The sequence below is a fragment of the Martinezella sp. CNPSo 3795 genome, assembly GCF_057784475.1.
In genome coordinates this window covers 181,738-207,372 of the sequence record NZ_JBXSOQ010000006.1, presented here as the reverse complement: position 1 = coordinate 207,372, position 25,635 = coordinate 181,738, and the positions used below count along the sequence as shown (strand labels likewise).

Sequence of the window (25,635 nt, the reverse complement as noted above, 5' to 3'; positions counted from 1 at the left end):
GGTTCCTTTCGAATTCCTCCCAAGACAACCTTTATATTGCAGTGCAACATAGATTCTGCAACGCACAGCAAAGGAAGACTGCCATGCAATAAATGCATAACTTGTGTCATTCTCCATTAATGGCTGTTGAAATTAGCCTAATATTTCAGCGGCGATATAATTCTTGAAGGCCAGAAGATCGCTCCACGCCAGACGTTTATTGATCGGCGCAGTCAGCAGTTCCTGCGGATGCAGGCTGGCGATAGCGGGGATAGTTCGGCCGAGAATGCTGATTTCCCGCCATTGTCCGCGCAATCCATGGATGGTTTCGCCACCGCCGAAGAAGTGGCGGGCGGTGAAATTACCGAGCAGCAGCACAGCCTTCGGCTCGGCAAGTGCAATCTGCCGTTCTATGAACGGACGACATATCTCGATTTCTGCGGGAGAAGGGGAGCGGTTGCCCGGCGGTCGCCACGGAATGACGTTGGTGAGCAGGATCGAATCGCGCTGCAGGCCGATGGCGGCGAGCATCCTGTCGAGCAACTGTCCCGCGCGGCCGGCAAACGGTGCCCCCTCGCGATCATCGTCGGCGCTCGGCATCGGCCCGATCACCATGATCCGGCCCTCCGGCGTGCCGCTCGCAAAGATCGTCGAGCGGGCGCTGTTCTTGAGGTTGCAGCCATTGAAGGCTTCGATCGCAGTCTTCAACTCACTGAGAGAACGCGCACTTTCGGCCGCGAATCGGGCCTGTTCCACGGCTTGCTCGTCGGGAATGGCCGGCGTTGCGCGCGGTGGTGATGCCGCGGCAGGCGTCGCCGGCTTTGCGGCGGGGCGACGCTCGGGCTGTGACCGTGTGGCGGGTGCGGGTGCTGGCGCTTCGGCCCTTGGCTGCGTTGCGCGCGAGCCCTGCCGCGCGGCGCGCATCGCCTCGAATTCCGCAAACCGATCCACCGGCTCATCTTCCAGCAGCCAATCAACGCCGGCATCCGCATGGAAGTGCAGAAGGGCGGCAAGCTCGGCCGGTGTGAGGTCGCTGGCGGAAATCATGGGCGAACTCTAACCAAAGCGGCGCGGGAACGAAAGGGCAGGATGGTCGGCTATCTCACGCCGTCCACTGGGCGATATCGTCGCGCTCGCCAATCAGGGCCAAACCATGGGCGATGGACAGCAGTTCGCCGCCCGTTTCGATGCGCTCCTGGCCGAAGCGTTCCGTGAAGATGCGCCGAACGGCCGGCACGAAGGAGGTGCCGCCGGTCAGGAACACCTTGTCGATCGCATTCGGTGATGTGTTGGTGGTTGTCAGCACATCGTCCAATGCCCCTTCGATACGGGCAAGATCTTCGGCGATCCAGCTTTCGAAGTCAGCGCGGCGAACATGCTTGCGGCCGGCCTTGCCGAGCGGCGGGAAGTTGAATTCGGCCTCTTCCTCGCTCGAAAGCGCCATCTTCGTCGCAGATACGGCCTGATAGAGCGGATAGCCTTCGTCATGCTCGACCAGCTCGATGAAGGTTTCCAGCTTCTCCGGCTCCAGGCTGCTGCGCACCAGCGTCTTCAGGTCGGCATATTCGCGCGAGGTCTTGAATATCGAGAGCTGGTTCCAGCGGCCGAAATTGGCGTAGTAGGAGGTCGGCACTTCCAGCAGCTTGTCGAAGCTCTTGAAGTAGCTTCCCTTGCCGATGGCCGGCGAGACGATGTTGTCGATCATCCGGAAATCGAAATGATCGCCGGCGATGCCGACACCGGAATGGCCGATCGGCGTCGCCGTCAGCTTTCCGGCATGGGTCTCGAAGCGGATGAGCGAATAGTCGGTTGTGCCGCCGCCGAAGTCGGCCACCAGCACGGTCGCATCCTTCTTCAGGTGTTGGGCGAAGTAGAAGGCCGCCGCCACCGGCTCGTAGACGTAGTGAATTTCCGGAAAGCCGAATCGTGCCAGAGCGGCATTGTAGCGCTCGGTGGCAAGGGCAGGGTTCGGGTTGGCGCCAGCAAAATGCACCGGTCGGCCGGTGACGATGCGCGAAACATTCTCCGGCCATCCCTCTCCGGCGTAGGCGCGCAGGCGACGCACGAAGATCTCCATCAGATCCTCGAAGCTGTGGCGCTTGGCGAAGATCAGCGTACCCTGGAAGAGTGCGCTCGCCGCAAAAGTCTTGATCGACTGCAGGAAGCGGCAGTCGCCGGGATTGTCGATAAACTGCCTGATGGCCGCATGTCCTGCCTCGACCTTGAGCGCGGCCGCACCCAGCCCCGGATCCTTCATGAAGGAGAGCGCGGTGCGCATGCTGTCGGCGGTGCCGGCCGTGCTGTTGAAGGCGACCGATTGCGTCGCGGGTCCTTCGGCCATCGCCAGAACCGTGTTCGTGGTGCCGAAGTCGAAACCAAGCGCCCGAGCCATGCCCGCACTCCTTTCCGTCGAAATTGTCTGGATTGGGGCCAAGCCCCTGATGGGACGCATGACGCGCCCTGTCGCAAAGAGGGCGCGTCATGACATGGCTGGACGTCAAGTTCAAGACGGAGAGGTGCTTTTATTTTTGCCCGCCGTGGTATCCGCCGACAGTATTTCACCGCGATGCGTTTCGCTTTGCTGGAAAAGGAATGGGCGCCTTTCGGCGCCCGTTTTTGTCATTCCGCGGCAATCGCCGACGGCGGTTCCTTCTGGTGCGGGTCGTCGTCCTTGCGCCGGCCGAAACGACCGAGGAAGTCGCTCAGGCGGTTCATCTCCAGGAAGATGACAGGCGTGATGAACAGGGTCAGAAGCTGCGACACCACCAAGCCGCCGACCACAGCGATACCGAGCGGCTGGCGCAGCTCGGAGCTTGCGCCGCTGCCGACCGCGATCGGCAGGGCGCCGAGCAGGGCGCAGAAGGTGGTCATCATGATCGGGCGGAAACGGCGTACGCAGGCTTCGTGGATCGCTTCCGCCGGCGACATGCCAGTACTCGAGCGTAGCGTTTCCAGCGCCACGTCGATCATCATGATCGCGTTTTTCTTCACGATACCGATCAGCATCAGCAAGCCAATGAGCGCGATGACCGACAGGTCGAAGCCGAAGATCTTCAGCGCAAGCAGTGCGCCGAGAGCGGCGGCCGGCAGACCGGACAGAATGGTCAGGGGATGGATGAAGCTCTCATAGAGAACGCCGAGAACCACATAGATCGTCAGCACCGCAGCGAGGATCAAATAGGGCGTGCTGCCCTGCGACTGCTGGAAGATCTGCGCCGTGCCGCCGTAGGACGTGAAGATGTCCGCCGGCATGTTGATGTCCTTCTTGATCTGTTCGATCTGTGCCGTGGCGTCGCCAAGCGCTTCGCCGGCCGGCAGGTTGAAGGATACGGTGGTCGAGACGAGCTGACCGGTCTGGTTGATGGTCACCGGACCGGTATTGCGCTCGATGCGCGCGAAGGCCGACAATGGAACCTGCTGGCCGCTCGAAGATGTCACATGGATACGCGACAGCTTCTGGTCGTCCCAAGGCTGGTTCGCATCATATTCGATGATCACGTCATAGCTGTCGCCGGTCGATTGGATCTGTGCGGCGGCGTAGTCGCTGAAGGCCTCCTCAAGCGTGGTGCGCAGCAGGTTGTTGTTGATGCCGTAGGCGGCGGCTTTCTCCGTATCGACCACAATATTGGCCTGCAGTGCATTGTATTGCGCGTCGGTGGTCACGTCGGTGAAACGTGGATCCTTTCGCATCTCCTGCAGCATCTTGTTGGCCCACTCGTTGGTCAGATCGGCGTTAAGCGCCTGGATGACGAGCTGATATTGGCTGGCGGTCTGGCGTCCGCCGAAGCGAAGGCTTTGCTGAGGGTTGATGAAGACCTGAATGCCTGGGATTTTGGCGACGGCGGCGCGTATTTCGCGCAAAGTCTGGTCGAGAGGCGGACGATCCTTCTTATCCTTTAACTGGGCATAGATCGTACCGTTGTTGAGTGTCTGACGCGCGCTAGCGCCGACAACCGACATCACGTGCTCGACGGCAGGATTCGCCTTGATCGCCGCAGCGGCCTGGTTCTGAAGGTCACGCATTGCCGGATAGGAAATATCCTGGCGGGCGCGGGTTGAAATCTGCAGCCGGCCGATGTCTTCCTGGGGGAAGAAGCTGGCCGGCAGCGTCAGGAAAAGGTAGGCCGACAGCGCGACCGAAGCAAGGAAGCTTCCGAGCACGATGTAACGATGGCGAATACACCATTCCACGCCCTTGCCGTAATTGACCTCGGTCCAGTTGAAGCCCTTATTGAAGATGCGCACCGGCAAGGGAGGATGGCTGTGGGCGTTGGAGAGACGCGAGCCGAGCATCGGCGTGACGGTCAGCGAAACCACCGCGGACGATATGATGGCGATTGCCACGACCATTCCGAATTCGTTGAAGATACGGCCAACGACGCCGCCCATCAGCAGGATAGGGATGAACACGGCGATCAGCGAGACCGACATGGAGATAATCGTATAGCTGACTTCGGCCGCGCCCTGGATGGCTGCCTGCCGCACAGGCATGCCTTCTTCCATGTGCCGCAGAATGTTCTCCAGCATGACGATGGCGTCATCCACCACGAGGCCCACCGCGATCGTCAATCCGAGCAGCGAGATATTGTCGACGCTATAGCCGAGCACATACATCATGCCGAAAGTTGATATCAGCGAAAGGGGCACGGCGAGGCCGGGGATAATCGTTGCCGTCACGTGGCCCGTGAACAGGTAGATGACGAGAACGACCAGGCCGATGGTCAGCAGCAAGGTAAACTTGACGTCCGAGATGGCCTCGCGGATTGGCTGGGCCGAGTCGTTCATAACGGTCATTTTGACGGAAGCCGGCATTTCGGCCTGCAGCTTCGGCAGCGTCTTGTTCACGGCATCGACAACGTCGACGGTGTTGGCATCGGGCTGGCGTTGAATAGCCAGAATGATCGCTCGCTGGCCATCATACCAGCTACCGATATTCTGGTTTTCCACGCTGTCCTGCACGTCGGCGACGTCGCCGAGGTGAATTGGCTTGCCGTTGGGATTGGCAATCACCAGCGTGCGAAACTCGTCGGCGTTGACGCGCTGCGTATTCGCATTGATCGTCATGCTCTGCGCCGAGTCTTGCAACGTGCCGACCGGGACCTGGTTGTTGGCGTTGACGACGGCTGTATTGACCGTGTCGATACCGATGCCGCGATCCAGAAGCTTGTTCGGATCGACGTCGATGCGCACCGCGTAGGTCTGCGCGCCGTTTACGGTCACTTCAGCGACGCCAGGCAGTGTCGAGATCGATGGAGAGATGATGTTCTCGGCGATATCGTCGAGCTTGCTGCGCTGCAAGGTGTCGCTTTGTACGGCGATCAGCATGACAGGCGCGTCGGCCGGATTGGTCTTCCGGTAGCTTGGCGGGGTGGTCAGGTTGTTGGGAAGTTTTCTTTGCGCGGTCGAAATCGCCGCCTGCACGTCACCGGCGGCGGCGTCGATGTTGCGGTCGAGATTGAACTGCAGCACGATGCTGGTATTGCCAAGCGAGTTTGTCGAAGAAATCTCGCTGATGCCGGGGATCGTCTCGAATTGCTTGATCAGCGGCGTAGCGACCGATGTCGCCATCGTCTGTGGTGAGGCGCCCGTCAGCTGGGCCGAGACGTTGATCGTCGGGAAATCCACCTGCGGCACTGCCGCGACGGGGATGAGCTGATAGCCGGCGAGACCGGCAAGCACCACGCCGATAGCGAGGAGCGTGGTCGCGACCGGACGCTGGATACAGAAGGTCGGGATCATTGTTGCGCTCCAACTGCGATGGTTTCTGTTTTTCCATCATCGGCCGAAGCGACCTTCTCGTTTGGATTGTCGCTGAACTGTTCCTTGACTTCGGTGCCGTTGTTCAGTTGCGACTGGCCTTCGACAACGACATGATCGCCGACCGAAAGGCCCGTGGCGACGGCTGTGCGGCCGCCATTGGCGCGAGCAATCGTCACCGGCGTAATCTTGACCTTGTTGTCTTTCACCACAAAGGCGATATAGCCGTCCGGCCCCGGGCTGACGGCAACGGTCGGCACGACGATCAGCTGCTCGTTGTCGGCGAAGTGAACCATGACATTCGCGGAGCGTCCCGGCCACAAGGCACCGTTGGCATTTTCGAACGTTGCCTTCACGGCGATCGTTCCGGAAGCCTGGTCGACCGTGTTGTCGTAAAAGGTGATCGTTCCGGTGCGGGGCTTGCCCTGTGCGGAACGGGGAACGGTGGTGACGTGAACAGGACCCGCGGCCAGCTGTTCCTGCAGTTCGCGCAGATTGTTTTCCTGCATGGTAAACTTGATATATGCCGGATCATATTTGCTGATCGTCACGATCGGCGTGCCGGCGCTGACATAAGCACCCAGGCTCAGTTGGACATCGCCAAGCCTGCCATCATAGGGTGCCCGTATGTCGGTATTTCCGAGCAGGACTTGATCCGAGGCAAGCTGTGCCTGGTCCGCGCTGAGCGTGGCAATGGCGCCGTCGCGGGTCGCACGCGCTTCATCGGCAGTCGCCTGAGTGCCGGCGCTGCTCGTGAGCAAGCTATTGGCACGGGTCAGCGCCGTCTCCGCTTGGGCAAGGTTTGCCTGGTCTTTCGTAATGTTCGCCTTGTCCTTGTCGACGGCAGCCTGTGCCGTACGCGGATCGAGTTTTGCGATCAGGTCGCCGGCTTTGACCGTCGCGCCATCTTTTACGGCGATCTGCGTGATCAACCCGGCCTCCTGTGCGGCGATCGTCGTTGAATCGATCGGCACGACCCAGCCGGTCGCGGGAACGTCCATTGGGAGCGTAGTTTTGACTGCGGCAACGGTCTTTACCGCAATTGGGCCGGCCTGACGCTTGCCGCCGGCCTGCGCCGCCTTGCCGGCGTCTTTGGTTTCTGCGGACGCTTGATCGACAAAGGCGGAAAGGAAAGGAATACGGTCGCGATAGCTCCATGCCGCAAGGGCTGCGACGACGAGAAGGCCGAGGGGAAGCCAAAGTTTTTTCATATTTAAAGAACCGGTCGGGGCTTGTTGCAGGAAGCGCGAGGACGGTGAAGTGTATTTATTGCGTCGCACAACAAAGACGAGCTTCGCCGCAATCCATACATCGCCGTTACCGCTAACGTTCGGTAATTCTGTCCCTTTAACGCGAATTCATGAACGCTGATGCTGTGGAATCTACCACAGTTCCGGACGACGAAAAATTAAAGCTTGGAAAGCTTTGGAATTGTTTCTGTTTGTGCAGTGCAGCAAACAGTCAAATGGCTATTTTTTGATTGCCGTTATGTAATAATCGGTCGGCAAAACAGCTTTAGGCGGTATTTATAGTGTAAAGATGTGCTGCAGCGTGCATAGAAGCGTTGCTGCAGCTCACGGAATTGTGTTGTCAGGCCCTGTTGCAAGGGCCTGCACTCTGTTCGCCGCGGTGGCGATCTCAAAGGGAGCGAGCAGCTCCCCCATCGCAGCGGACCATGGTGCCCGTCACGTAGCTCGCCGGTTCGCTGCAAAGGAAGGCGGCGGTGGCGGCGAATTCCTCGACGCGGCCGTAGCGGCCGGCGGGGATGCGCTGTTGGCGCTCGGCGCTGACCTCGTCGAGGCTTCTGCCGCCGCGTTTCGCCGTGGCCGAATCGAGCTCCGCCAGCCGGTCGGTCGCGATGCTGCCTGGCAGAAGCATGTTCACGGTGATGCCGTATGCCGCCACTTCGCCGGCCAGCGTCTTGCTCCAACCCGCAAGCGCCGGGCGCAGCGTGTTGGAGAGCGCAAGATTAGGAATGGGCTCGATGACGCCGGAGGAGGCGACGGTGAGGATGCGTCCCCATCCCTGTGCCTTCATCTCAGGCAAGAGCGCATTGGTGAGGGTAATGATCCGCGACACCATGGAGATGAAATAGGTCTCCAGCCGGTCGGCGGTCATATCTTCCGTCGTGCCGGGAGTCGGGCCACCGCTATTGTTGACGAGGATGTCGATGCCGCCGAGCTTCTCGGTCGCAGCCTTGGTGACGACCTCAACGAAGTTCTCGTCGTTGAGGTCGGCCCAGATCCAGTCGGCCCGGCCCTTGCCCTCGGCATTGATGGCCTTGCAATTGCTGTCCAGCCGGTCTCCGCTGCGGCCGCAGAGCAGGACATTCACGCCCTCGCGGGCAAGCGCCACGGCGATGCCATGGCCCAGCCCCTTCGATGAGGCGAGCACCAGTGCGCGCTTCCCGCCAATACGAAGATCCATCTTGATCACCCTTCATACTATTTGGATTGTCTGATTGGCATTTATAGAGGGCCATCGGGCGACTATGGAAGGTGCACTTCACAACTGATGGCAAATACCATCAGAATATTGACGTTAACGTAAGGGTCATTTAACTTGTTTTACGTGTTGGGCAAATTGGGGGATTGCCTGTCGCTTCCCGGCTCGACAATCCCCTCCCATTTTGACAAGAGATAACCGAAACGGGGAAGACGCCCAAGGGGACAAGGCTGCGATCCGGGATGATCGGACGCCGGCCAAGCGGAGAAGATGAATGACTGACGCGAACGAGCTGCCGGAACGCGAGAGCATGGAATTCGACGTTGTGATTGTCGGCGCAGGTCCAGCGGGCCTGTCGGCGGCGATCCGGCTGAAGCAGATCAATCCCGATCTGACCGTCGTCGTGCTCGAGAAGGGGGCCGAGGTTGGCGCGCATATCCTGTCGGGCGCCGTCGTCGATCCGATCGGCATCGACCGCCTGCTGCCGGGCTGGCGTGACGAGGAGGGGCATCCCTTCAAGACCAAAGTCACGAGCGACCACTTCCTGTTTCTGGGGCCTGCCGGCTCCGTCCGCCTGCCGAATTTCCTGATGCCGCCGCTGATGAACAATCACGGCAACTATATCGTCTCGCTCGGCAATGTCTGTCGCTGGCTTGCCGAGAAGGCCGAAGCTCTCGGCGTCGAGATCTATCCCGGCTTTGCCGCGACCGAAGTGCTCTATAATGAAGAGGGAGCCGTCATCGGCGTCGCGACCGGCGACATGGGCATCGAGAAGAACGGCGAACCCGGCCCGAACTATACCCGCGGCATGGCGTTGCTCGGCAAATACGTGCTGATCGGCGAGGGCGTGCGCGGCTCGCTCGCAAAGCAGCTGATTGCCAAGTTTGATCTCGCGCGGAACAGCGACGTGCCGAAGTTCGGCATCGGCATCAAGGAGCTCTGGGAGGTCAAGCGCGAGAACCATAAGAAGGGCCTGGTGCAGCACTCCTTCGGCTGGCCTCTTGGCATGAAGACGGGCGGCGGCTCGTTCCTCTACCATCTGGAAGACAATTTGGTCGCGGTCGGCTTCGTCGTGCACCTGAACTACAAGAACCCCTATCTCTATCCCTTCGAGGAATTCCAGCGCTTCAAGACCCATCCGGCCATCCGCGGCACCTTCGAGGGCGGCAAGCGCATTTCCTACGGCGCACGCGCCATCACCGAGGGTGGCTATCAGTCGGTGCCGAAGCTCACCTTCCCGGGGGGCGCGCTGATTGGCTGTTCGGCCGGCTTCGTCAACGTTCCCCGCATCAAGGGCAGCCACAATGCGGTGCTGTCGGGTATGCTGGCAGCAGACAGGATCGCCGCGGCAATCGCGGCTGGTCGCGGCAATGACGAGGTGGTCGAGATCGAGAACGAGTGGCGCTCTTCGGATATCGGCAAGGACCTGAAGCGCGTCCGGAACGTCAAGCCGCTGTGGTCGAAGTTCGGCACGGCGATCGGCGTGGCGCTCGGCGGCCTCGACATGTGGACGAACCAGCTGTTCGGCTTCTCTTTCTTCGGTACGCTGAAGCACGGCAAGACGGACGCGCAGAGCCTAGAGCCCGCAGCCCAGCACCAGAAGATCGACTATCCGAAGCCGGATGGCGTGCTCACCTTCGACCGCCTCTCCTCGGTGTTCCTGTCGAACACCAATCATGAGGAAGATCAGCCGGTGCATCTGCAGGTCAAGGACATGGCACTGCAGAAGAATTCGGAGCATGACGTTTATGCCGGTCCGTCAACGCGCTACTGTCCGGCCGGCGTCTACGAATGGGTGGAGAAGGACGGCAAGGATACCTTCGTCATCAACGCCCAGAACTGCGTCCACTGCAAGACCTGCGATATCAAGGACCCGAACCAGAACATCAACTGGGTGCCGCCGCAGGGCGGCGAAGGGCCGGTCTATCCGAATATGTGAGATGCGATGACGGAGATCGAACAGGGCGTCTGGACGATCCGTTCGGCCAGGGCCGACGAACTGCATCTGCTCGCTGCCATCGAGATCGATGCTTTCTGGGCTCTGCATGAGGCCGGCGCGGTTGCTTGCGAGCCGACGTCCCTGCCTCTCGACGTGTTGGAGCAATCCCTTGCGGAAGGCTTGCTGTTCGTTGCCGTCGACGATGAAGATCGGCCGTTCGGCTTTTTGGCCGGCGTTATGAAAGATAGCTCGGTTTACATCGCCGAAATCGATGTCGTTAGACGTTGGCAGAAGCGAGGTGTTGGGCGTCGGCTGATGGAAGCTGCGATTGCGGCGGCGAGAGCGCAAGGGGCCACTGGCGTCACTTTGACGACGGACCGGCATGTGGCCTTCAACGCGCCATTCTACGCCTCCTTAGGATTTCAAATCCTCGATGATGGAGAAAGGTCGGCCGCTCTCACGCAGATCCTGGAGAATGAATTTGACCACGGCGCTGATCCGGCCAGACGCGTGGCCATGGCGCTGCGCTTCTGATTTATAGCAGCGCGGCAATGCCGAGGTTTTCGGCCACACGTTGCAGCCGTTTGTCGCGCGTCCAGAGATAGGTTCCAGGCGCCAGTATCGTCGCGGCCGCGAGATGAGCATCGATATAGCCGATTCCGGTACCCTGCAGTTTGTTGCTTCGGATGAAATAAAGAACGTCCTCATCCGAGGCTCTCGCAATTGCAGGCAGTCTACGGAGGCTTCCTATCACGAGATCATATTGCCGCAGATTGCCAAGGCTGATCTCACCGACGACAAAGGGATGAACGACGACTTGTTTTTGCTCCAGCAGAGATTGAAGCCGCGCCTCCAGCGTATGAAAGTGATCGATCCAGATCGACGTATCGACCAGGATCATTCGACGCCAAACTGACGACGAGGGGGAGCCGTGATATTCGGTTCGGTGCCGCCGAGACGTATCAGCGTTTTGGCGGCTTCCCGTTCCACAAGGGCTTTCAATGCTTCACGCAGGATTGCCGAGGTCTCGGCGAGACCGGTAACCTCGCGTGCATCCGCAAGCAACTTATCGTCGATGGCTACGGTGGTGCGCATTGATATCTCCGTTGTCATCAAAATTAGCATCAGATGATGCTGCTTTCAATGCCGAGGGTTGCACATGGCAGCCTTCGATCCATTGTCTTGCAGTTGAAAGACTTATTTCCGGGCCAGCACCCCGGTCGAAAGTGCCACCCCAAGCCCCGTGACGATCGCTGCGGCAATCCCGGCCATTCCGATTTCCTCGCCCAGCAGAAAGCCGCCGCCGATCGTGGCAAGGACGGGGGTGATGGCGGTGAAGGCTGCGGCTTGGGTGCCACCGAGAGCCTGGACGGCGAGGCCATAGGCGAGGGTGGCGGCAAGGCCAGACAGCAGGCCCTGGCTGACGATCTGCAGGCCGATTTCCGGCAGCGGCACCGAGGCAAGTGAGCTGCCGAAGACGGCGGCCAGGCCGACATGGATCAGGAACGACCAGACGGCGATGATGGCGCTCGACTGCAGGGCGCTCAGGCCGGAGCGGCGGAAGGCATGCGTGTAGCTTGCCCAGAGCACGGCAGACAGCGGCAGCAGGATAAAGCCCTCCCAGGAGATCTGCACGCCATAGAGGCTGCGTGCCAGGAGGATCACGACGCCGGCGACGATGCCGCCAAGGCCGAGCCAGCGGGTGATATCAAGCCGCTCGCGGAACAACAGCACACCAATCAGGGCAGTTGCGAGCGGCATGGAGCCGCCGAGCAGGATGCCGGCAGACGAGGCAGGCGTGAACTGGATGGCAAGCGTGGTCAGCTGGAAGAAGAGGGCGCCGGAGCCGCAGACCATCAGCGCGAGCAGTTTCAGTGGCACGCCCTTCGGCAGCAGGCCCGTCTTCCACCAGACGGGAGCGAACACGAGGGCCGGCACGCCGTAGCGGATGAGGCCGAGATCGATGGTGCCCATCTGTGTTTCGGCCGTGTGGCGGGTGGCAAGAATCCAGTTTGCCCAGATCAAGACGGTAACGATGGCGCCGGCATAGCCGACTATGGTGGGGGTTGCCTTGCGGGTGGAGAGAGACAAAGCGGTCATCGACATATCCTTTCCAACGATCCGGTTATCTTTCGAATGAGGAAAAGATAGCCCCGAAGGCCGAGGCATGTCCTTGCTAGTTATGGCTCAAAAATCGTGCTATCAGCAATAATCTGCCAATTTGTAAATAAGAGTTTCTCGAATATGCCAAAACTGGATAAATTCGATATTGCGATCCTCAACTGCCTTCAGGAGGATGCGCGCGCCACCAATGTCGAGATCGCCGAGCGGGTAAATCTCTCGCCGTCTCCTTGCCTCAGGCGCATTCGCAATCTGGAAAAATCCGGGCTTTTGCGCGGCTATCGCGCGGATATTGACCGCAAGGAGGCCGGCCTCGGTCTCACGGTCTTCGTGGAACTCAAGGTCGGCCATCATTCGAAGGAGAATTCCGAGACGCAGCAGGCAGCATTGCTCGCCATTCCGGAAGTCGTCGCCTGCCATCTGATTTCGGGCACGGCCGATTTCCTGGCTGAGGTCGTGGTGGAGGATTTGGCCGCCTATGAGAAGGTGATGTCGGAAAAGCTGCTTGTCCTTCCAGGCGTGGTCGATCTGCGCTCGAACTTCGCGATTCGCACGATCAAGACCAATGGTGCTCTGAAATTGCCGCAGCCTGAATGAAATAGCCGGAGTAAAAATGAAAAAGGGCCGTTGCCGGCCCCTTTGCGATGAGAGTTTGATTATCCTCAGAGCATCGTTCCGCTGAGGATCAGCAGGGCAACCGAGAAGTAGATCACCAGGCCGGTGACATCGACCAGCGTTGCAACGAAAGGCGCCGATGCGCTGGCTGGATCGAGGCGCAGCTTCTGCAGAACGAAGGGCAGCATAGAGCCGGCAAGCGAGCCGAAGGTGACGATGCCGATCAGGGCCGCGAAGACGGTGAAAGCGACCAGCTGCCAATGCGGGCCGTAATCGAAGAGGCCGATATTCTGCCAGAGCACGATGCGGGCAAAGCCGACGAGGCCGAGGATCGCGCCGAGCACGATGCCTGTCGGCAGTTCGCGGAACGCCACGCGCCACCAGTCTGAAAGCTTGAGCTCGCCGAGCGCCAACGCCCGGATGATCAGCGAGGTCGCCTGCGAGCCGGAATTGCCGCCCGAGCTCATGATGAGCGGGATAAAGAGCGTCAGCACGACGGCCTTTTCCAGCTCGCCTTCGAAGTGCTGCATAGCGCTTGCGGTCAACATCTCGCCGAGGAAGAGGGCGGCAAGCCAGCCGGCGCGCTTGCGGATCATGCCCGCAAAGCTGATCTTCATATAGGGCTGGCCGAGGGCCTCCATACCACCGAACTTTTGGGCGTCCTCGGTCGTATCGGCGATCATCGTGTCGATGACGTCATCGACAGTGACGATGCCGAGCATATGGCCCTTGTCGTCGACGACAGGCAGCGCCAGAAGATCGTGACGGCGGATCAGGCGCGCGACATCCTCCTGCTTCATTAGCGGCGGTGCCGTAACCGGCACGCCTTTCTGGGCCACCGTCAGGATACAGGCATCGGGCTCGCCGGTGATGAGGCGGCGCAGCGTCACGACGTGCAGCAGCACATGCGTCTCGTCATCGAGCACATAGATGGCATAGACCGTTTCGCGGGAGCGCTCGACCTGGCGAACGTGATCGAGCGTCTGGGCGACCGTCCAGCTCGCGAAAACGCTGACGAATTCCGTCGTCATGATGCCGCCGGCCGTGCGCGGCGGATAGCCCATCAGGCCCTGGATCGCCTGCCTTGTATGCTCGTCAAAGGTCGCGAACAGCCGGGCGCGCGCGTCGACATCCATTTCGAGCAGCACGTCGGCGACGCGGTCGTTGGACATGCCATGCAGCAGGCGCGCGGCATCTGCGTTGCCCATGACTTCGAGAATGGCGGGTGCGTTGCGCAGCTCCGGCCGGTCGAGAATGCGCACGGCGCGCTCTTCCGGCATTTTGGCGAGAATGCGGGCAGCCTCCGCTACGTCCGTTGCGTTCAGAGCCTCGACGCGTTCCGCAATGGTGACGGCGCGATTATTATTGATGAATGCACGAGCGGCATTGCCGGCCCGCGCGGGAAAGCTGTTGATGTTCATTATAGCTCGCCTTTCCGGTCGATCCGCCGTCGTAGCGGATCGTGGCGAGCCGACAGGAGTCGGTTAGTGCACGAATGCTACTGACGGCAAAGGCAATCGACTACTACTGTCGCTAGGCATCGAAAGATGGCTCCGGTTAATCGGTATGGAAAACGCTGTTCCCCACGTGCGGAGAAGTCGCGCCGAAGGCATGAAAAGTCAAGAGGCGGACACGCCTAAATGCTCGATCCTGCGATAAAAATTTGTTTAGGCGGCTGCAAATTTTTGCGATGCAACAAAACCTAGTGCAAATGCGTCAAAACAAAGCGGCCGGACGACATTCGCCCGGCCTGATCTGTCGCGGATATTGGCCGCTCAGAAGCCGGCCAGAACGACCTTGCCCTTCATCTTGCCGGTCTCGACGAGGGCATGCGCCTTCCTGAGATTGGCGGCGTTGATCGCGCCCGCGGTCTCCGTCAGGGTCGAGCGAATCTTGCCGGAATCCACCAGTTCGGCGATCTTCGTCAGCAGCTTGTGCTGCTCGATCATGTCGGCGGTGTTGAAGAGCGGACGAGTGAACATCAGCTCCCAATGGGTTGATACCGCCTTGCGCTTGAAGGGCACGACATCAAGGGTTTTCGGGTCGTCGATCAGGGCGAACCGGCCCTGGGGCGCGATGGCCTCGACGATCGAGCCGACATGATCCGACGTATTGGTCGTAGAGAAGACGAAGGCCGGAGCACCGATGCCGAGCGCTTCGATCTGCGGCGCAAGTGGTTTCGAGTGGTCGATGACATGGTGCGCGCCCAATTCCTTCACCCAAGCCTGTGTTTCCGGCCGGGATGCCGTAGCGATGATGGTGAGATCGGTCAGCGCGCGTGCAATCTGGATGGCGATCGATCCAACCCCGCCGGCTCCGCCGATGATAAGGATGGCATTGGCGGCGCCGGGAACCGGATCCTGCACCTTCAGCCGATCGAAGAGTGTCTCGTAGGCCGTGATCGAGGTCAGCGGCAGCGCGGCGGCCGCCGGAAAATCGAGACTCTTTGGCTTGGCGCCGACGATGCGCTCGTCGACCAGATGGAATTCGGCATTGGAGCCGCCGCGATTGATGGCGCCCGCATAGAAGACTTTGTCTCCGGGCTTGAACATGGTGACGTCTGGCCCGACCGCCTTGACGATGCCGGCAGCATCCCAGCCGATGACCTTGTATTCACCCTCTGGCGGCGCGACATTGGAACGGACTTTGACATCGACCGGATTGACGGAAACGGCCTTCACTTCGACGAGCAGATCATGACCCTCTGCCTCGGGCATCGGCAGTTCGATGTCGATCAGGGATGTTTCTGCGGAGATGGGTTGTGGCTGCTTGTAGGCGACTGCGCGCATGGGAGAAGCTCCTGGGTTGATTGCACAGAGGCTAGATGCGCATTATCTTCAAAAGGCGCAAGAATGCACATTTTCTGTACGTAGATACAAAAAGGATACTGTCAAATGTCGGTTCCCCGCTCCAAGCTTGTCGGCAATTTCCCCGGATGCCCGGTCGAGGCGACGCTGAGCGTGCTCGACGGCAAATGGAAGGGCGTGATCCTGTTTCACCTGATGGATGGAACGCTGCGCTTCAACGAAATCCGCCGCAAGCTGCCGTCGGTAACGCAGCGCATGTTGACCAAGCAATTACGGGAATTGGAAGAATCCGGTCTGCTATCACGCACTGTCTTTCCGGTCGTGCCGCCGCGCGTCGATTATGCGCTGACGCCGCTTGGCGCCAGCCTGGGGCCGATCATCAAGGCGATGGCCGTTTGGGGCGAGGAGAATGTATTTTGCCGCGATGGGCGCCAGCAGCTGGGCGCCCCTGGCATGTCATGCACGCCCGGTGCGGCGCTCCAGGCCAACTGAAACGGCGAAGACGGCGAGGCCTGCAACGGAAAGCACCGCGCCGACATAGCCAGTTGCAGCCGCCGTAAAGCCCCAGGAGATCACCAGCCCGCCAAGCCAGGCGCCGAGCGCATTCGCGATATTGAAGGCGGAATGATTGGAGGCGGCGGCCAGCGTCTGTGCGTCGGCAGCTACATCCATCAGGCGGGTCTGTACGGCGGGGCAGGCGGCAAAGCCGCAGCCGATCAGGAAGACGCAGACGCAGAGCATGATCGGGTTAGCCGCCGTCAGCGAAAAGAGCGTCATGATGACGATGTTGAAGACCATCATGCCGCCGATCGTTCCTTTGATCGATATATCGCCGAGGCGAGAGCCGACGATGTTGCCGACATTCATGCCGATGCCGAAGAGAGCCAGCACGACCGGCACCATGGCGGAGCCGAGGCCGGCGACATCGGTCGTGGTCGTCGCGACGTAGCTGAAGATCGAAAACATGCCGCCGAAGCCGACGGCGGCGACTCCAAGCGAAAGCCAGACCTGGATGCGCTTCAGCGCGCCGAGCTCGCGCGTAATGCTCGCGCCGTCCTCAACCTTGTCCTTGGGGAGGAAGAGGGCGATCAGCAGCATGGTGGCTAGGCCGATAGCGCCAACCATCATGAAGGCTACGCGCCAATTCAGAAGCTGTCCGAGGAAAGTCGCGATCGGCGTGCCGATCAGCGTCGCGATCGTGAGGCCGAGCATCACCTGGCCGACGGCGCGCACGCGGCGATGGACCGGCACCATCGAGGCAGCTACGAGCGCGGCAACGCCGAAATAGGCGCCATGCGGCAGGCCGGTGATGAAGCGCAGTGCCGTGAAGCTTTCGAAAGTGGGTGCGACGGCGCTGGAAATATTGCCGGCGGCAAAGATCGCCATCATCAGGAGGAGCAGCGTGCGGCGCGCCATCTTTGCGGCGAGCACGGCGATGATTGGTGCACCGACGACGACGCCGAGCGCATAGGCGCTGATCACATGACCTGCTTCCGGAGTGGTAACGCCGAAGGTGTCGGCTACATTCGGTAAGAGTCCCATGATGACGAATTCGCCCGTGCCGATACCGAAGCTGCCGACGGCCAGCGCCAAAGTCACCAGCGCGATCGCGGTGCGCGACGGTGCTTCGAGGGTGGTTTGGGTATCGAGGACCTCGGCGGTAATATCGCTCACGAAAACTCCTTGGGCGGCACACGAAGGTCAAGCGCCGCGAATCAGGCGGCAAATCCCGGCATTCGGCGCTCAGTGCATCAAAATGGAATAAGGGACAGGCGGGTATGGACACACCCTCGTTGATACTATCAATGAGAGCAATGTTCCTGTCGCGTGCATTTTTCGCAGTGCAGCATGTCCGATCGTGCATAAGTGCGCTGCGGCGACCGGGCGAAACGGCCGCAATGCTTGAAATCATTCCATCCAAAACCATCTGAGAAGAAGCGCACGGGGCTTTAGCCCCTCAGAGACATATTTTGCGGGAAGACCGAGAGCCCCCCGATGAAGTTGATCGGCTTTTTCAATCGCGATGGCGGAACGTTCCGCACGACCGACATGGCTGCCTATGAAAGGAAAGCGGAACAGATCTTCCGCGACGCCGGTCATGATTTCGAAGCCGTGGTCGTGGAGGGACGCAACATCGTCTCGGCAATGGAGCGTGCTGCACGTCGTGATGATATTGACGGCATTGTCGCCGGCGGCGGCGATGGCACGATTTCGGCGGCCGCGGCCATCACCTGGAAAAACGGCGTCGCGCTCGGCGTTATTCCAGCCGGCACTATGAACCTCTTTGCCCGTTCGTTACGGCTGCCGCTGGACATCTGGCAGACGTTAAACGTTCTTGCGACAGGCGAGGTCGACAATGTCGATATCGGCAGCGCCAACGGCCGCGCTTTCATTCATCAGTTTTCAGCGGGCCTGCATGCGCGCATGGTGCGCTATCGCAATGGCTACACCTATCGCTCGCGCATCGGAAAGATGTCGGCCAGCACGCGCGCCGCCTTCGGCGTCATTGCCAATCCTCCGGAATTCGACGTCGACTTCGAGGCCGGCGACATTCGCGAGCGCCGGCATGTCTCGGCGATCTCGGTCTCGAACAATCCCTTCGGCGCCAATGCGCTGCTTTACGCCGACAGCCTGCGCAGCGGCGAACTGGGCTTTTACACGGCAAAGCCCCTGCGGCCGCTCGGCGTCGCCCGGCTTGCCATCGACATGCTGCGCGGCCGGGTTCGTGAGAACGCCGATGTCATGGTCATGCATGCGCCGGAAGTGCATCTGCACTTTCCGAAGCTGCGCCAGCTTGCCAACTGCGTCATGGATGGCGAGTTGCTGCCCCTCGAGCGTGATGTGACGCTCAAGGTGCATCCGGGCGAGCTCAAGGTGATGGTCCGTGAAGGGACCGCCGCGCGCGTCCAGAGCGAGGGTGCTATCGATAGCCTCGCCGTCTGACGTCGTCAGAGACGCGGCAGATAGGTGCGATAATCGAAATCGGAAACGGTGCGCAGATAGCGGATCGCCTCCTTCTGCTTGGTATCGCCATAGAGCCTTTGATATTGCTCGCCGAACACATCGGCAATGAAGGCTGACGTTCGGAAGCGCTCCACCGCAGTCAGAAAATCATGCGTCAGCTTGGGCGCGTCGGCCGGCACATAAGCCGGCGTCGTCTCCTCACCGGGATCGAGGTCGTTCTGCACGCCGAGCAGCATGCCGCCTAGGATTGCCGCCAGCATGAGATAGGGATTGGCATCCGCACCGGCGACACGGTGCTCGATGCGTGCACCCGGCCCGTCCTTTTCGGGAATGCGCACGGCCGTACCGCGATGGCCGAAGCCCCAGGTCAGATCGACGGGGGCAAAGGAGCCTGGTTGGAAGCGGCGGTAGGAATTGGCATAGGGCGCAAAGACCAGCTGCGCGTCCTGCAGCGTCTGTAGCAGCCCTGCGCAGATCGACTTCAGTCTCTTCGGCTCGCCGCCAGCTGCATCGAGGACATTGCGCCCTTGGGCGTCAATTATACTTGCATGCACGTGCAGTCCCGAGCCGGCATGGTCTGTATAGGGCTTGGCCATGCAGGTCGATTTCAGGCCGTGCTTGCGCGCCGCCTGCTCGGCCACGCGCTTCAGCATGACGCAATCATCTGCAGCGGCCAGCGCATCCGGGCGATGCAGAAGGTTCACTTCGAATTGGCCGGGGCCGAATTCCGCCGTCGTTGCGTCCGCCGGCAACTCTTGAGCCCGCGCATAGGCACGCAAGGTTTCAAGATAGCCATCAAGGAGATCGACGGCATCCATGTCGTAAAGCTGAAAGCCGTTCGGTTCGCCCCGGTAGGTCAGGGCCGGCGGCGGCGACGGGATGCCTTTGTCGCGCCAGTCTCCGGCCAGAAGGTAGAATTCCAGCTCGGTCGCGATGACGGGCGTCAGGCCAAGCGCCTTGTAGCGATCAACGACGGCGGCAAGAATGGCACGCGGGTCCTGGAAGCTCGGGCGGCCATCGAGCTCATGCATGGTGGCGAGCACCTGCTTCGATCCCGCTGGTGCCCAAGGCATGTCGGCGAGCGTACGCTGGTCGGCAACGCAGGTTCCGTCGGGATCTCCGATCGTTATTGAAAGGCCGGTAAATTCGTCATTGTCATAGCCCCAGATATCGAGCGATTGTGTCGAAGTCGGCAGCCGTACGGCACCGGACCAGACCTTCTTTTCGGCTGAAATCGGTATCTGCTTGCCGCGCAGCCGGCCGTTCATGTCCGAAATCAGCACTTCGATGCGCGCGTTACCTTCGGTTGCGTTGTCGGCCGCCATGCTCTTGTAAATCCCCCATGCTCACGGCATGGTCGTAAACCAAGATAGCTTTCAGTCAAGTGTGGCTGCGTAGCGGTTTCGTGCCCGGCCCCTCACCCTAGCCCTCTCCCCGCATGTGCGGGGAGAGGGGACTTTCTGATGCTCAGCCTCGCACGTAGCGGCATGGGCAGGATAACCCCCTCTCCCCGTTTGACGGGGAGAGGGCTGGGGTGAGGGACCATGCACATAATCTCAGCGTCCGTAGATTTGCCTGACCAGCCGAAATTCAAACAGGGTTCCATTCAACCATGTCCGACACGCCAAGCCGCTCCAATCTCGCCGCCCTCGATGCCGCCCATCACCTCCATCCCTTCGCGGATATGCGCAAGCTCAATGCCGAAGGTGCGCGCGTCATCCAGCGCGGTGAGGGCGTCTATATTTTCGATGCGGAAGGGCGGAAGTATCTGGATGGTTTTGCCGGTCTCTGGTGCGTGAACATCGGCTACGGCCGCACCGAAATCGCCGATGCCGTCGCCAGGCAGATGAACGAGCTGCCCTATTACAATACCTTCTTCAGCACCACTACGACACCCGCGACGCTGCTTGCCGAAAAGGTTTGCGCCCATGCCGGGCCGCAGTTCAACCATGTCTTCTTCACCAATTCCGGCTCCGAGGCTAACGATACCTGGTTTCGCATGGCGAGGGTCTATTGGGGGGCTGTAGGCAAGCCGACGAAGAAGGCTATCATTGCCCGCAAGAACGGCTATCACGGCTCCACGGTCGCCGGCGCCAGCATGGGCGGCATGAAATACATGCACGAGCAGGGCGATTTGCCGATCCCAGGCGTCGTTCATATCGGCCAGCCCTATTGGTATGCCGAGGGCGGCGATCTCTCGCCGGAGGAATTCGGCCTGAAGATGGCTCGTGAACTTGAAGCCAAGATCGATGAGTTGGGTGAGGATAATGTCGCGGCTTTCGTCGCCGAGCCGGTTCAGGGTGCCGGCGGCGTTATCATTCCGCCTTTGACCTATTGGCCCGAGATTGCCCGCATCTGCAAGGTAAGGAACATTCTGCTCGTCTGCGATGAAGTGATCTGCGGCTTCGGCCGTCTCGGCGCATGGTTCGGCCATCAGCATTTCGGCGTCGAGCCGGATCTGGCCCCGATCGCCAAGGGATTGTCATCAGGCTACTTGCCGATCGGCGGCGTGCTCGTCAGCGATCGCATCGCCGATGTGCTGATCAACGAAGTCGGCGAATTCAATCATGGCTTCACCTATTCCGGCCACCCCGTTTGCGCGGCCGCCGCCCTCGAAAATCTACGGATCATCGAAGAAGAAAAGCTGATCGAGCGTGTGCGCGACGATATCGGCCCTTACTTCGCCAAGGCTTGGGGCAGCCTTGCCGATCACGACATGGTCGGCGAAGCCGTCAGCATTGGCCTCATGGGCGGCCTGCAGCTTGCGGCGGAGAAATCGACACGCCGCCGCTTTGAAAAGCCGGATGCAATCGGCTCCGCTGTTCGCAACCATGCTTTGGCGAATGGCCTGGTACTGCGCGCTACCGGCGACCGCATGCTGGCCTCGCCGCCGCTCGTCATCAGCCACGAGGAAGTGGATGCCATGGTGCGCATCGCGCGCGGCGCGCTCGATGCCGTCTGGGCAGAAGTGAAGTCGTAACTAGAGCTTGCCTGATGGCGCAGGCACGTCCCATTTGCCTGCCTTGTGAAGGGCAAGGGTCAGTGCCGCAACATGGATGACCTGGATCATCTTGCCTTCCAGTGCCAGTTCGATCGCCTGCCGGATCGGCAGGCGGATCAGGCGAATGCGCTCGGTCGGGTCGTCCGCCGGCCTGGTGGTAAGCTCGACATTGCGGGCGATGACGATATGCGCGAGGTTGGTATGCGTCGCCGGATTGGGCGCGAGCTTGCCGACATAGTCCCAGTCAGTCGACGAGAGCCCTGTTTCCTCCCGCAATTCGCGCGCGGCCGCCTCGACTGGGCTTGCATCGCTCGCATCCACCGCTCCGCCGGGGAGCTCGAGCGCCACGACGCCGAGCCCGTGACGATACTGCTGGACGAGATAGATGTGATCCTCGGCATCGAGCGCGATGATCTCGACCCAATCGGGATATTCCAATACGTAGTAGGGCGCAATTTCCACGCCCTCCGCCGTCACGCAGTTGTCGGCGCGAACCTTCAGCCAGCGATCATGAAACAGATGCGTCGAGCTCGTCGTCTGCCAGGGCGGAAGATCCACCGTGTCCGACACCAAGCTTACGATATCGTCTTTCTGGCTCACGCGTGGTTCAGTCCCTGTTTCAGATAGGCCCATACTCAGGCAAAGGATGCCTAGGCATCTTGATGATCTCGATCGAAGATCTTGCGCACGATATAGTTCGGCGAGAGATCGTCGCGATAATAGATGCGGGCGATCATTTCGGCGAGGATGCCTGTCGTGATCATCTGCACCGACGACAGGAGCAGCACGACACCGACCATCAGCAGCGGGCGGCTGCCGATATCATCGCCGAAGATGAACTTGTCGATGAAGAGCCAGAGCAGGATCAAGCCGGCAAGCGCACCGAGGCCGAGGCCGAGCGAGCCGAAGAAATGCCCTGGCCGCGCCTTGTAGCGCATGAAAAACATTACGGACAGCAGATCGAGGATGACGCGGAAGGTGCGGGAGATCCCGTATTTCGACGTGCCGTGCTGGCGGGCATGGTGAGTGACCGGGACTTCGCCGATCCGTGAGCTCGGCACGACGCCGGCGACCCAGGCGGGGATGAAGCGATGCATTTCGCCCATCAGCTTCACCTGCTTGATGATGGAGGAGCGATAGATCTTCAGGCTGCAGCCATAATCATGCAGCTTGACGCCGGTAATGCGGCCGATCAGGTAGTTGGCGCACCAGGAGGGAATCTTGCGCAGCAGCAGGCCGTCCTGACGATTCTTGCGCCAGCCGACGAGCAGGTCGAGTTGCCGCCGCTCCAGTTCCTCGACCATCGAAGGAATGTCCTTCGGATCGTTCTGCAGGTCGCCATCCATGGTGGCGATCAGGCGGCCGTTCGCCGCATCGATGCCGGCCTGCATGGCCGCCGTCTGGCCGAAATTGCGCTGAAGCTCGACAATGCGCAGCGTCAAGCCTTCCTGCGAAAGCGATCGGCGGGCATTGACGAGCGTCGCGTCCGTGCTGCCGTCATCGACCAGGATCAGTTCCCAGGATTTGGCAAAGCCCGCCATGGCGGAACAGATGCGCTCGATCAGCGGTCCGACGCTTTCTTCCTCGTTGAAGACGGGCACGACCAGCGAAAGCTCGAGAGGGCTTGCCGGATCGGCCTGGGGGAGGGTCGACTCTGCCGTTGTCTGCAACACTTCTTTCTCCTAAAAGACCGGCAGTACCTGCCGGACGGAACGAGCGAAAAGTCCGGTTTCAGCCTTCCGCTCGCATTTGGGTGCCCTAACTACATGAAGACTCCGACGGTTGCCAGCCGACAGAATTGGTTTATTCGCAACCGAATGACGCTCTTGACGCTCGCGGTCGTCCTTGCCTACGCCGCCTTCATCGAATGGTTTTGGGGCTGGAGCTCGATCCTTGCGCAATGGAGCAAGGTCGGCGCGCTGCCGATCCTTCTGGCGCTAGCACTTCTGACAAGCACCTATTTCCTGCGCACATGGCGCATCTACGATTATTTCCCGAAGGAAACCTCGGGCCATTTTGCGGCGCTGTTTCGCGTGACGCAGGTTCATAATCTGCTGAATATCATGATGCCGTTCCGAACGGGGGAAACCAGCTTCCCGGTGCTGATGCGCTCCGAATTCGGCATTCCGCTGGCCCGCGGCACCTCGGCGCTGTTCGTCATGCGGCTGCTCGACCTGCATGCGCTGCTGGCCGCAGCCGGCGTCGGCCTTGCACTTGCTTCGCCCTATCATGTCCTGGCCTGGATCGTATGGGCGGCTTTCCTGCTGCTGCCGGTCGCGGGTTTCGCTTCCCGGCGACCGCTGATCCGCCTTGCCGCCCGCATCCTGCCGAAGAAGGCGCAAGGGCTTGTGCATGAGCTGGAACGCGGTCTGCCGGTTGATGCCAGCGCCTTTGCGCGCGCCTGGCTGACGACCATCGTCAACTGGCTCGTCAAGGTCGTGGTGCTCGCCTGGGCGCTCGGCCTCATGAACGTCACGCCACTTTCCGCAAGCTTCGGTGGCGCGCTCGGCGGCGAACTATCCTCAGTCCTGCCCGTGCATGCACCCGGAGGCGTGGGCACCTATCCGGCCGGCATTACCGCCGGTGCCATGGCCTTTGGTGCTTCGAGTGCGAAGGAGGCAATCGAAAATCTCGCGCAGGCCAGCATCAATGCTCACCTTCTGATCGTGGTATCGGCGCTAACAGGAACCGCGATCGGGTTGCTGGTCTCACGCAAGCGCGCAACTGCGCCCTGAAAGATCGCGACGCGCCTTAATGCCGGGTCGTCTTATCGTCAAGCTCGGCCAATCGCCTGCGCAGGAAGGCCTGCTCCGGCGCCTGCTGACAGAGCGATAGCGCCGTTTGGTAGGATTGCCGCGCCTCGTCCGTCCGGCCAAGCTGGCGCAGGAAATCCGCCTTCGCCGCATGGGTGAGATGATACCGTGCCATACGCTCCTCCCGCAACAGCCCGTCGACGATGGACAATGCCGTCGCAGGCCCGTCGCGCATGGAGATGGCCACCGCCCGATTGAGCTCGATCACAGGGGATGGGCTTGCGATCAGCAGCAGGTCGTAAAGCGTCACCAACTGCCGCCAGTCGGTGTCGTCGGCGGTTACGGCGCGTGCATGTTCCGCCGCGATCGCGGCCTGCAGGGCATAGCTGCCGACGCTCTCCGCTGACATGGCCCGCGCCGACAGCTGCAGGCCCTCGCGTATCTGGCCATGATCCCACAGCGCACGATCCTGATCGACGAGCAGAACGAGATCGCCGGAGGTATCGGTACGCGCATGCCGCCGCGAATCCTGCAGCAGCATGATTGCCAGTAGCCCCTCGACTTCCGAATCCGGCAATAGCTGCAGCAAAAGCCTGCCGAGCCGTATGGCCTCCGCGGCCAGATCGGCGCGCACGATCGCAGAGCCGGAGGAGGCCGAGTAGCCCTCGTTGAAAACGAGGTAGATGACATGCAGCACCTGCGCCAGCCGCTCCGGCAGTTCGGTCTTATCAGGCACCTCGTAGGGAATGTTGGCGGTGCGTATGCGGTTCTTGGCGCGGACGATGCGCTGGGCGACTGTCGGGGCCGGAATCAGAAAGGCATGGGCGATCTCTTCCGTGGTCAGCCCGCATACCTCCCGCAACGCCATCGCCATCCGCGCCTCGGCAGGAATAAGCGGGTGGCAGCAGGTGAAGATCAGCCGCAGCATGTCGTCCTCGATCTCTTCATGTTCGGCGATCTCCATCGCCTCGCCCTCCGGATAAAGGCTCTCGGCAATATCGGAGCGGGCGGTGTCAAAGCGCGCGCGCCGCCTGATATGGTCGATGGCGCGAAAGCGTCCGGCGGAAACGAGCCAAGCATAGGGATTGGCCGGGATCGTCTCGTTAGTCCACTGCTGCGCCGCCGCCGCGAAAGCATCGTGGAGCGCTTCCTCGGCGCGGTCGAAATCACCGAGCAGACGGATCAGCGTTGCCAGCACGCGGCGCGAGTGGCTGCGGTAGATGCTTTCGATGGTTCGGTTCAGCGACATGGATG

The 25,635-nt window shown here is 60.8% G+C and carries 22 protein-coding genes; 7 read left to right on the top strand and 15 right to left on the bottom strand.

The genetic code is table 11. The features are described from left to right. Positions 1 to 132: 132 nt before the first annotated feature. The 5 genes from AC13QY_RS18955 to AC13QY_RS18935 all read right to left on the bottom strand — a co-directional run bounded on the left by AC13QY_RS18955 (position 133) and on the right by AC13QY_RS18935 (position 8,163). The gene (locus tag AC13QY_RS18955) at positions 133 to 1,026 is read right to left on the bottom strand and encodes a uracil-DNA glycosylase (protein WP_488493792.1); all 894 of its coding nucleotides are present in this window, start codon (positions 1,024 to 1,026) and stop codon (positions 133 to 135) included. A gap of 55 nt (positions 1,027 to 1,081) precedes the next feature. Beyond that, positions 1,082 to 2,371, bottom strand: coding sequence for an Hsp70 family protein (locus AC13QY_RS18950; protein WP_152093527.1), 1,290 nt, complete (start codon positions 2,369 to 2,371; stop codon positions 1,082 to 1,084). Between the two features lie 227 nt (positions 2,372 to 2,598). Then, positions 2,599 to 5,718 (bottom strand): efflux RND transporter permease subunit, encoded by a 3,120-nt coding sequence (locus tag AC13QY_RS18945; protein WP_152096002.1) that lies wholly within the window; start codon positions 5,716 to 5,718, stop codon positions 2,599 to 2,601. Further along, a complete protein-coding gene (locus AC13QY_RS18940; protein WP_113354036.1) occupies positions 5,715 to 6,947 on the bottom strand; it encodes an efflux RND transporter periplasmic adaptor subunit in 1,233 nt (410 codons plus the stop codon). Before AC13QY_RS18940 ends, AC13QY_RS18945 begins: the two co-directional genes overlap by 4 nt. A 427-nt stretch (positions 6,948 to 7,374) precedes the next feature. Beyond that, a complete protein-coding gene (locus tag AC13QY_RS18935) occupies positions 7,375 to 8,163 on the bottom strand; it encodes an SDR family oxidoreductase (RefSeq protein ID WP_113390329.1) in 789 nt (262 codons plus the stop codon). Positions 8,164 to 8,455: 292 nt separating this feature from the next. Here AC13QY_RS18935 and AC13QY_RS18930 point away from each other — a divergent pair, with 292 nt between their 5' ends. Together AC13QY_RS18930 and AC13QY_RS18925 are read left to right on the top strand one after the other, a co-directional pair. Continuing rightward, entirely contained in the window at positions 8,456 to 10,120 is a 1,665-nt protein-coding gene (locus tag AC13QY_RS18930) for an electron transfer flavoprotein-ubiquinone oxidoreductase (RefSeq protein ID WP_152096003.1), read from the top strand. 6 nt (positions 10,121 to 10,126) lie between these two features. Beyond that, positions 10,127 to 10,654, top strand: a complete 528-nt coding sequence (locus AC13QY_RS18925) for a GNAT family N-acetyltransferase (RefSeq protein ID WP_113330821.1) — start codon at positions 10,127 to 10,129, stop codon at positions 10,652 to 10,654. A gap of 1 nt (position 10,655) precedes the next feature. On the opposite strand, the gene AC13QY_RS18920 is transcribed toward AC13QY_RS18925, so the two are convergent. The 3 genes from AC13QY_RS18920 to AC13QY_RS18910 form a co-directional block, all read right to left on the bottom strand. Continuing rightward, positions 10,656 to 11,021, bottom strand: a complete 366-nt coding sequence (locus AC13QY_RS18920) for a type II toxin-antitoxin system VapC family toxin (RefSeq protein ID WP_113354039.1) — start codon at positions 11,019 to 11,021, stop codon at positions 10,656 to 10,658. Then, positions 11,018 to 11,215, bottom strand: a complete 198-nt coding sequence (locus tag AC13QY_RS18915; RefSeq protein WP_069616104.1) for a type II toxin-antitoxin system VapB family antitoxin — start codon at positions 11,213 to 11,215, stop codon at positions 11,018 to 11,020. Before AC13QY_RS18915 ends, AC13QY_RS18920 begins: the two co-directional genes overlap by 4 nt. Positions 11,216 to 11,317: 102 nt before the next feature. Further along, complete coding sequence (locus AC13QY_RS18910) at positions 11,318 to 12,220, bottom strand: DMT family transporter (RefSeq protein ID WP_488493791.1); 903 nt, start codon at positions 12,218 to 12,220, stop codon at positions 11,318 to 11,320. A 96-nt stretch (positions 12,221 to 12,316) separates the two neighbouring features. Here AC13QY_RS18910 and AC13QY_RS18905 point away from each other — a divergent pair, with 96 nt between their 5' ends. Continuing rightward, complete coding sequence (locus tag AC13QY_RS18905; RefSeq protein WP_371864906.1) at positions 12,317 to 12,838, top strand: Lrp/AsnC family transcriptional regulator; 522 nt, start codon at positions 12,317 to 12,319, stop codon at positions 12,836 to 12,838. 65 nt (positions 12,839 to 12,903) lie between these two features. Here AC13QY_RS18905 and mgtE read toward each other — a convergent pair whose 3' ends face one another. Further along, on the bottom strand, positions 12,904 to 14,277 hold the full coding sequence (gene mgtE / locus AC13QY_RS18900; RefSeq protein WP_113354040.1) for a magnesium transporter: 1,374 nt from the start codon (positions 14,275 to 14,277) through the stop codon (positions 12,904 to 12,906). Between the two features lie 354 nt (positions 14,278 to 14,631). After that, positions 14,632 to 15,645: a zinc-binding alcohol dehydrogenase family protein gene (locus AC13QY_RS18895; RefSeq protein WP_113354041.1), complete on the bottom strand. Its 1,014-nt coding sequence runs from the start codon at positions 15,643 to 15,645 to the stop codon at positions 14,632 to 14,634. 105 nt (positions 15,646 to 15,750) lie between these two features. Between AC13QY_RS18895 and AC13QY_RS18890 the strand changes: the two genes are divergently transcribed. Next, positions 15,751 to 16,155 (top strand): winged helix-turn-helix transcriptional regulator, encoded by a 405-nt coding sequence (locus AC13QY_RS18890; protein WP_069616108.1) that lies wholly within the window; start codon positions 15,751 to 15,753, stop codon positions 16,153 to 16,155. On the opposite strand, the gene AC13QY_RS18885 is transcribed toward AC13QY_RS18890, so the two are convergent. Beyond that, a complete protein-coding gene (locus tag AC13QY_RS18885) occupies positions 16,120 to 17,337 on the bottom strand; it encodes an MFS transporter (protein ID WP_488493790.1) in 1,218 nt (405 codons plus the stop codon). The two genes, AC13QY_RS18890 and AC13QY_RS18885, sit on opposite strands and share 36 nt — an antisense overlap. A 321-nt stretch (positions 17,338 to 17,658) precedes the next feature. Between AC13QY_RS18885 and AC13QY_RS18880 the strand changes: the two genes are divergently transcribed. Next, positions 17,659 to 18,606, top strand: a complete 948-nt coding sequence (locus tag AC13QY_RS18880; RefSeq protein ID WP_113354043.1) for a diacylglycerol/lipid kinase family protein — start codon at positions 17,659 to 17,661, stop codon at positions 18,604 to 18,606. 5 nt (positions 18,607 to 18,611) lie between these two features. Here AC13QY_RS18880 and AC13QY_RS18875 read toward each other — a convergent pair whose 3' ends face one another. Continuing rightward, complete coding sequence (locus AC13QY_RS18875) at positions 18,612 to 19,952, bottom strand: glutamine synthetase family protein (protein WP_113354044.1); 1,341 nt, start codon at positions 19,950 to 19,952, stop codon at positions 18,612 to 18,614. Between the two features lie 287 nt (positions 19,953 to 20,239). Here AC13QY_RS18875 and AC13QY_RS18870 point away from each other — a divergent pair, with 287 nt between their 5' ends. After that, entirely contained in the window at positions 20,240 to 21,607 is a 1,368-nt protein-coding gene (locus tag AC13QY_RS18870) for an aspartate aminotransferase family protein (RefSeq protein WP_488487074.1), read from the top strand. On the opposite strand, the gene AC13QY_RS18865 is transcribed toward AC13QY_RS18870, so the two are convergent. Both AC13QY_RS18865 and AC13QY_RS18860 read right to left on the bottom strand, forming a co-directional pair. Continuing rightward, positions 21,608 to 22,228 carry an NUDIX hydrolase gene (locus AC13QY_RS18865; protein WP_246661765.1) on the bottom strand — a complete coding sequence of 207 codons (621 nt, stop codon included), beginning with the start codon at positions 22,226 to 22,228 and terminating at the stop codon, positions 21,608 to 21,610. A gap of 50 nt (positions 22,229 to 22,278) precedes the next feature. Beyond that, positions 22,279 to 23,298, bottom strand: a complete 1,020-nt coding sequence (locus tag AC13QY_RS18860; protein WP_173002505.1) for a glycosyltransferase family 2 protein — start codon at positions 23,296 to 23,298, stop codon at positions 22,279 to 22,281. A gap of 96 nt (positions 23,299 to 23,394) precedes the next feature. Here AC13QY_RS18860 and AC13QY_RS18855 point away from each other — a divergent pair, with 96 nt between their 5' ends. After that, on the top strand, positions 23,395 to 24,363 hold the full coding sequence (locus AC13QY_RS18855) for a lysylphosphatidylglycerol synthase domain-containing protein (RefSeq protein ID WP_113330831.1): 969 nt from the start codon (positions 23,395 to 23,397) through the stop codon (positions 24,361 to 24,363). Between the two features lie 16 nt (positions 24,364 to 24,379). Here AC13QY_RS18855 and AC13QY_RS18850 read toward each other — a convergent pair whose 3' ends face one another. Further along, positions 24,380 to 25,624: an RNA polymerase sigma factor gene (locus tag AC13QY_RS18850; protein ID WP_488493809.1), complete on the bottom strand. Its 1,245-nt coding sequence runs from the start codon at positions 25,622 to 25,624 to the stop codon at positions 24,380 to 24,382. Between the last annotated feature and the right edge of the window lie 11 nt (positions 25,625 to 25,635).

Excerpts from the sequence above, each read along its gene's own strand:
- AC13QY_RS18955 (WP_488493792.1), bottom strand. The coding sequence starts at position 1,026 with ATGATTTCCGCCAGCGACCTCACACCGGCCGAGCTTGCCGCCCTTCTG.
- AC13QY_RS18950 (WP_152093527.1), bottom strand. The coding sequence starts at position 2,371 with ATGGCTCGGGCGCTTGGTTTCGACTTCGGCACCACGAACACGGTTCTG.
- AC13QY_RS18945 (WP_152096002.1), bottom strand. The coding sequence starts at position 5,718 with ATGATCCCGACCTTCTGTATCCAGCGTCCGGTCGCGACCACGCTCCTC.
- AC13QY_RS18940 (WP_113354036.1), bottom strand. The coding sequence starts at position 6,947 with ATGAAAAAACTTTGGCTTCCCCTCGGCCTTCTCGTCGTCGCAGCCCTT.
- AC13QY_RS18935 (WP_113390329.1), bottom strand. The coding sequence starts at position 8,163 with ATGGATCTTCGTATTGGCGGGAAGCGCGCACTGGTGCTCGCCTCATCG.
- AC13QY_RS18930 (WP_152096003.1), top strand. The coding sequence starts at position 8,456 with ATGACTGACGCGAACGAGCTGCCGGAACGCGAGAGCATGGAATTCGAC.
- AC13QY_RS18925 (WP_113330821.1), top strand. The coding sequence starts at position 10,127 with ATGACGGAGATCGAACAGGGCGTCTGGACGATCCGTTCGGCCAGGGCC.
- AC13QY_RS18920 (WP_113354039.1), bottom strand. The coding sequence starts at position 11,021 with ATGATCCTGGTCGATACGTCGATCTGGATCGATCACTTTCATACGCTG.
- AC13QY_RS18915 (WP_069616104.1), bottom strand. The coding sequence starts at position 11,215 with ATGCGCACCACCGTAGCCATCGACGATAAGTTGCTTGCGGATGCACGC.
- AC13QY_RS18910 (WP_488493791.1), bottom strand. The coding sequence starts at position 12,220 with ATGACCGCTTTGTCTCTCTCCACCCGCAAGGCAACCCCCACCATAGTC.
- mgtE (WP_113354040.1), bottom strand. The coding sequence starts at position 14,277 with ATGAACATCAACAGCTTTCCCGCGCGGGCCGGCAATGCCGCTCGTGCA.
- AC13QY_RS18895 (WP_113354041.1), bottom strand. The coding sequence starts at position 15,645 with ATGCGCGCAGTCGCCTACAAGCAGCCACAACCCATCTCCGCAGAAACA.
- AC13QY_RS18890 (WP_069616108.1), top strand. The coding sequence starts at position 15,751 with ATGTCGGTTCCCCGCTCCAAGCTTGTCGGCAATTTCCCCGGATGCCCG.
- AC13QY_RS18880 (WP_113354043.1), top strand. The coding sequence starts at position 17,659 with ATGAAGTTGATCGGCTTTTTCAATCGCGATGGCGGAACGTTCCGCACG.
- AC13QY_RS18875 (WP_113354044.1), bottom strand. The coding sequence starts at position 19,952 with ATGGCGGCCGACAACGCAACCGAAGGTAACGCGCGCATCGAAGTGCTG.
- AC13QY_RS18870 (WP_488487074.1), top strand. The coding sequence starts at position 20,240 with ATGTCCGACACGCCAAGCCGCTCCAATCTCGCCGCCCTCGATGCCGCC.
- AC13QY_RS18855 (WP_113330831.1), top strand. The coding sequence starts at position 23,395 with ATGAAGACTCCGACGGTTGCCAGCCGACAGAATTGGTTTATTCGCAAC.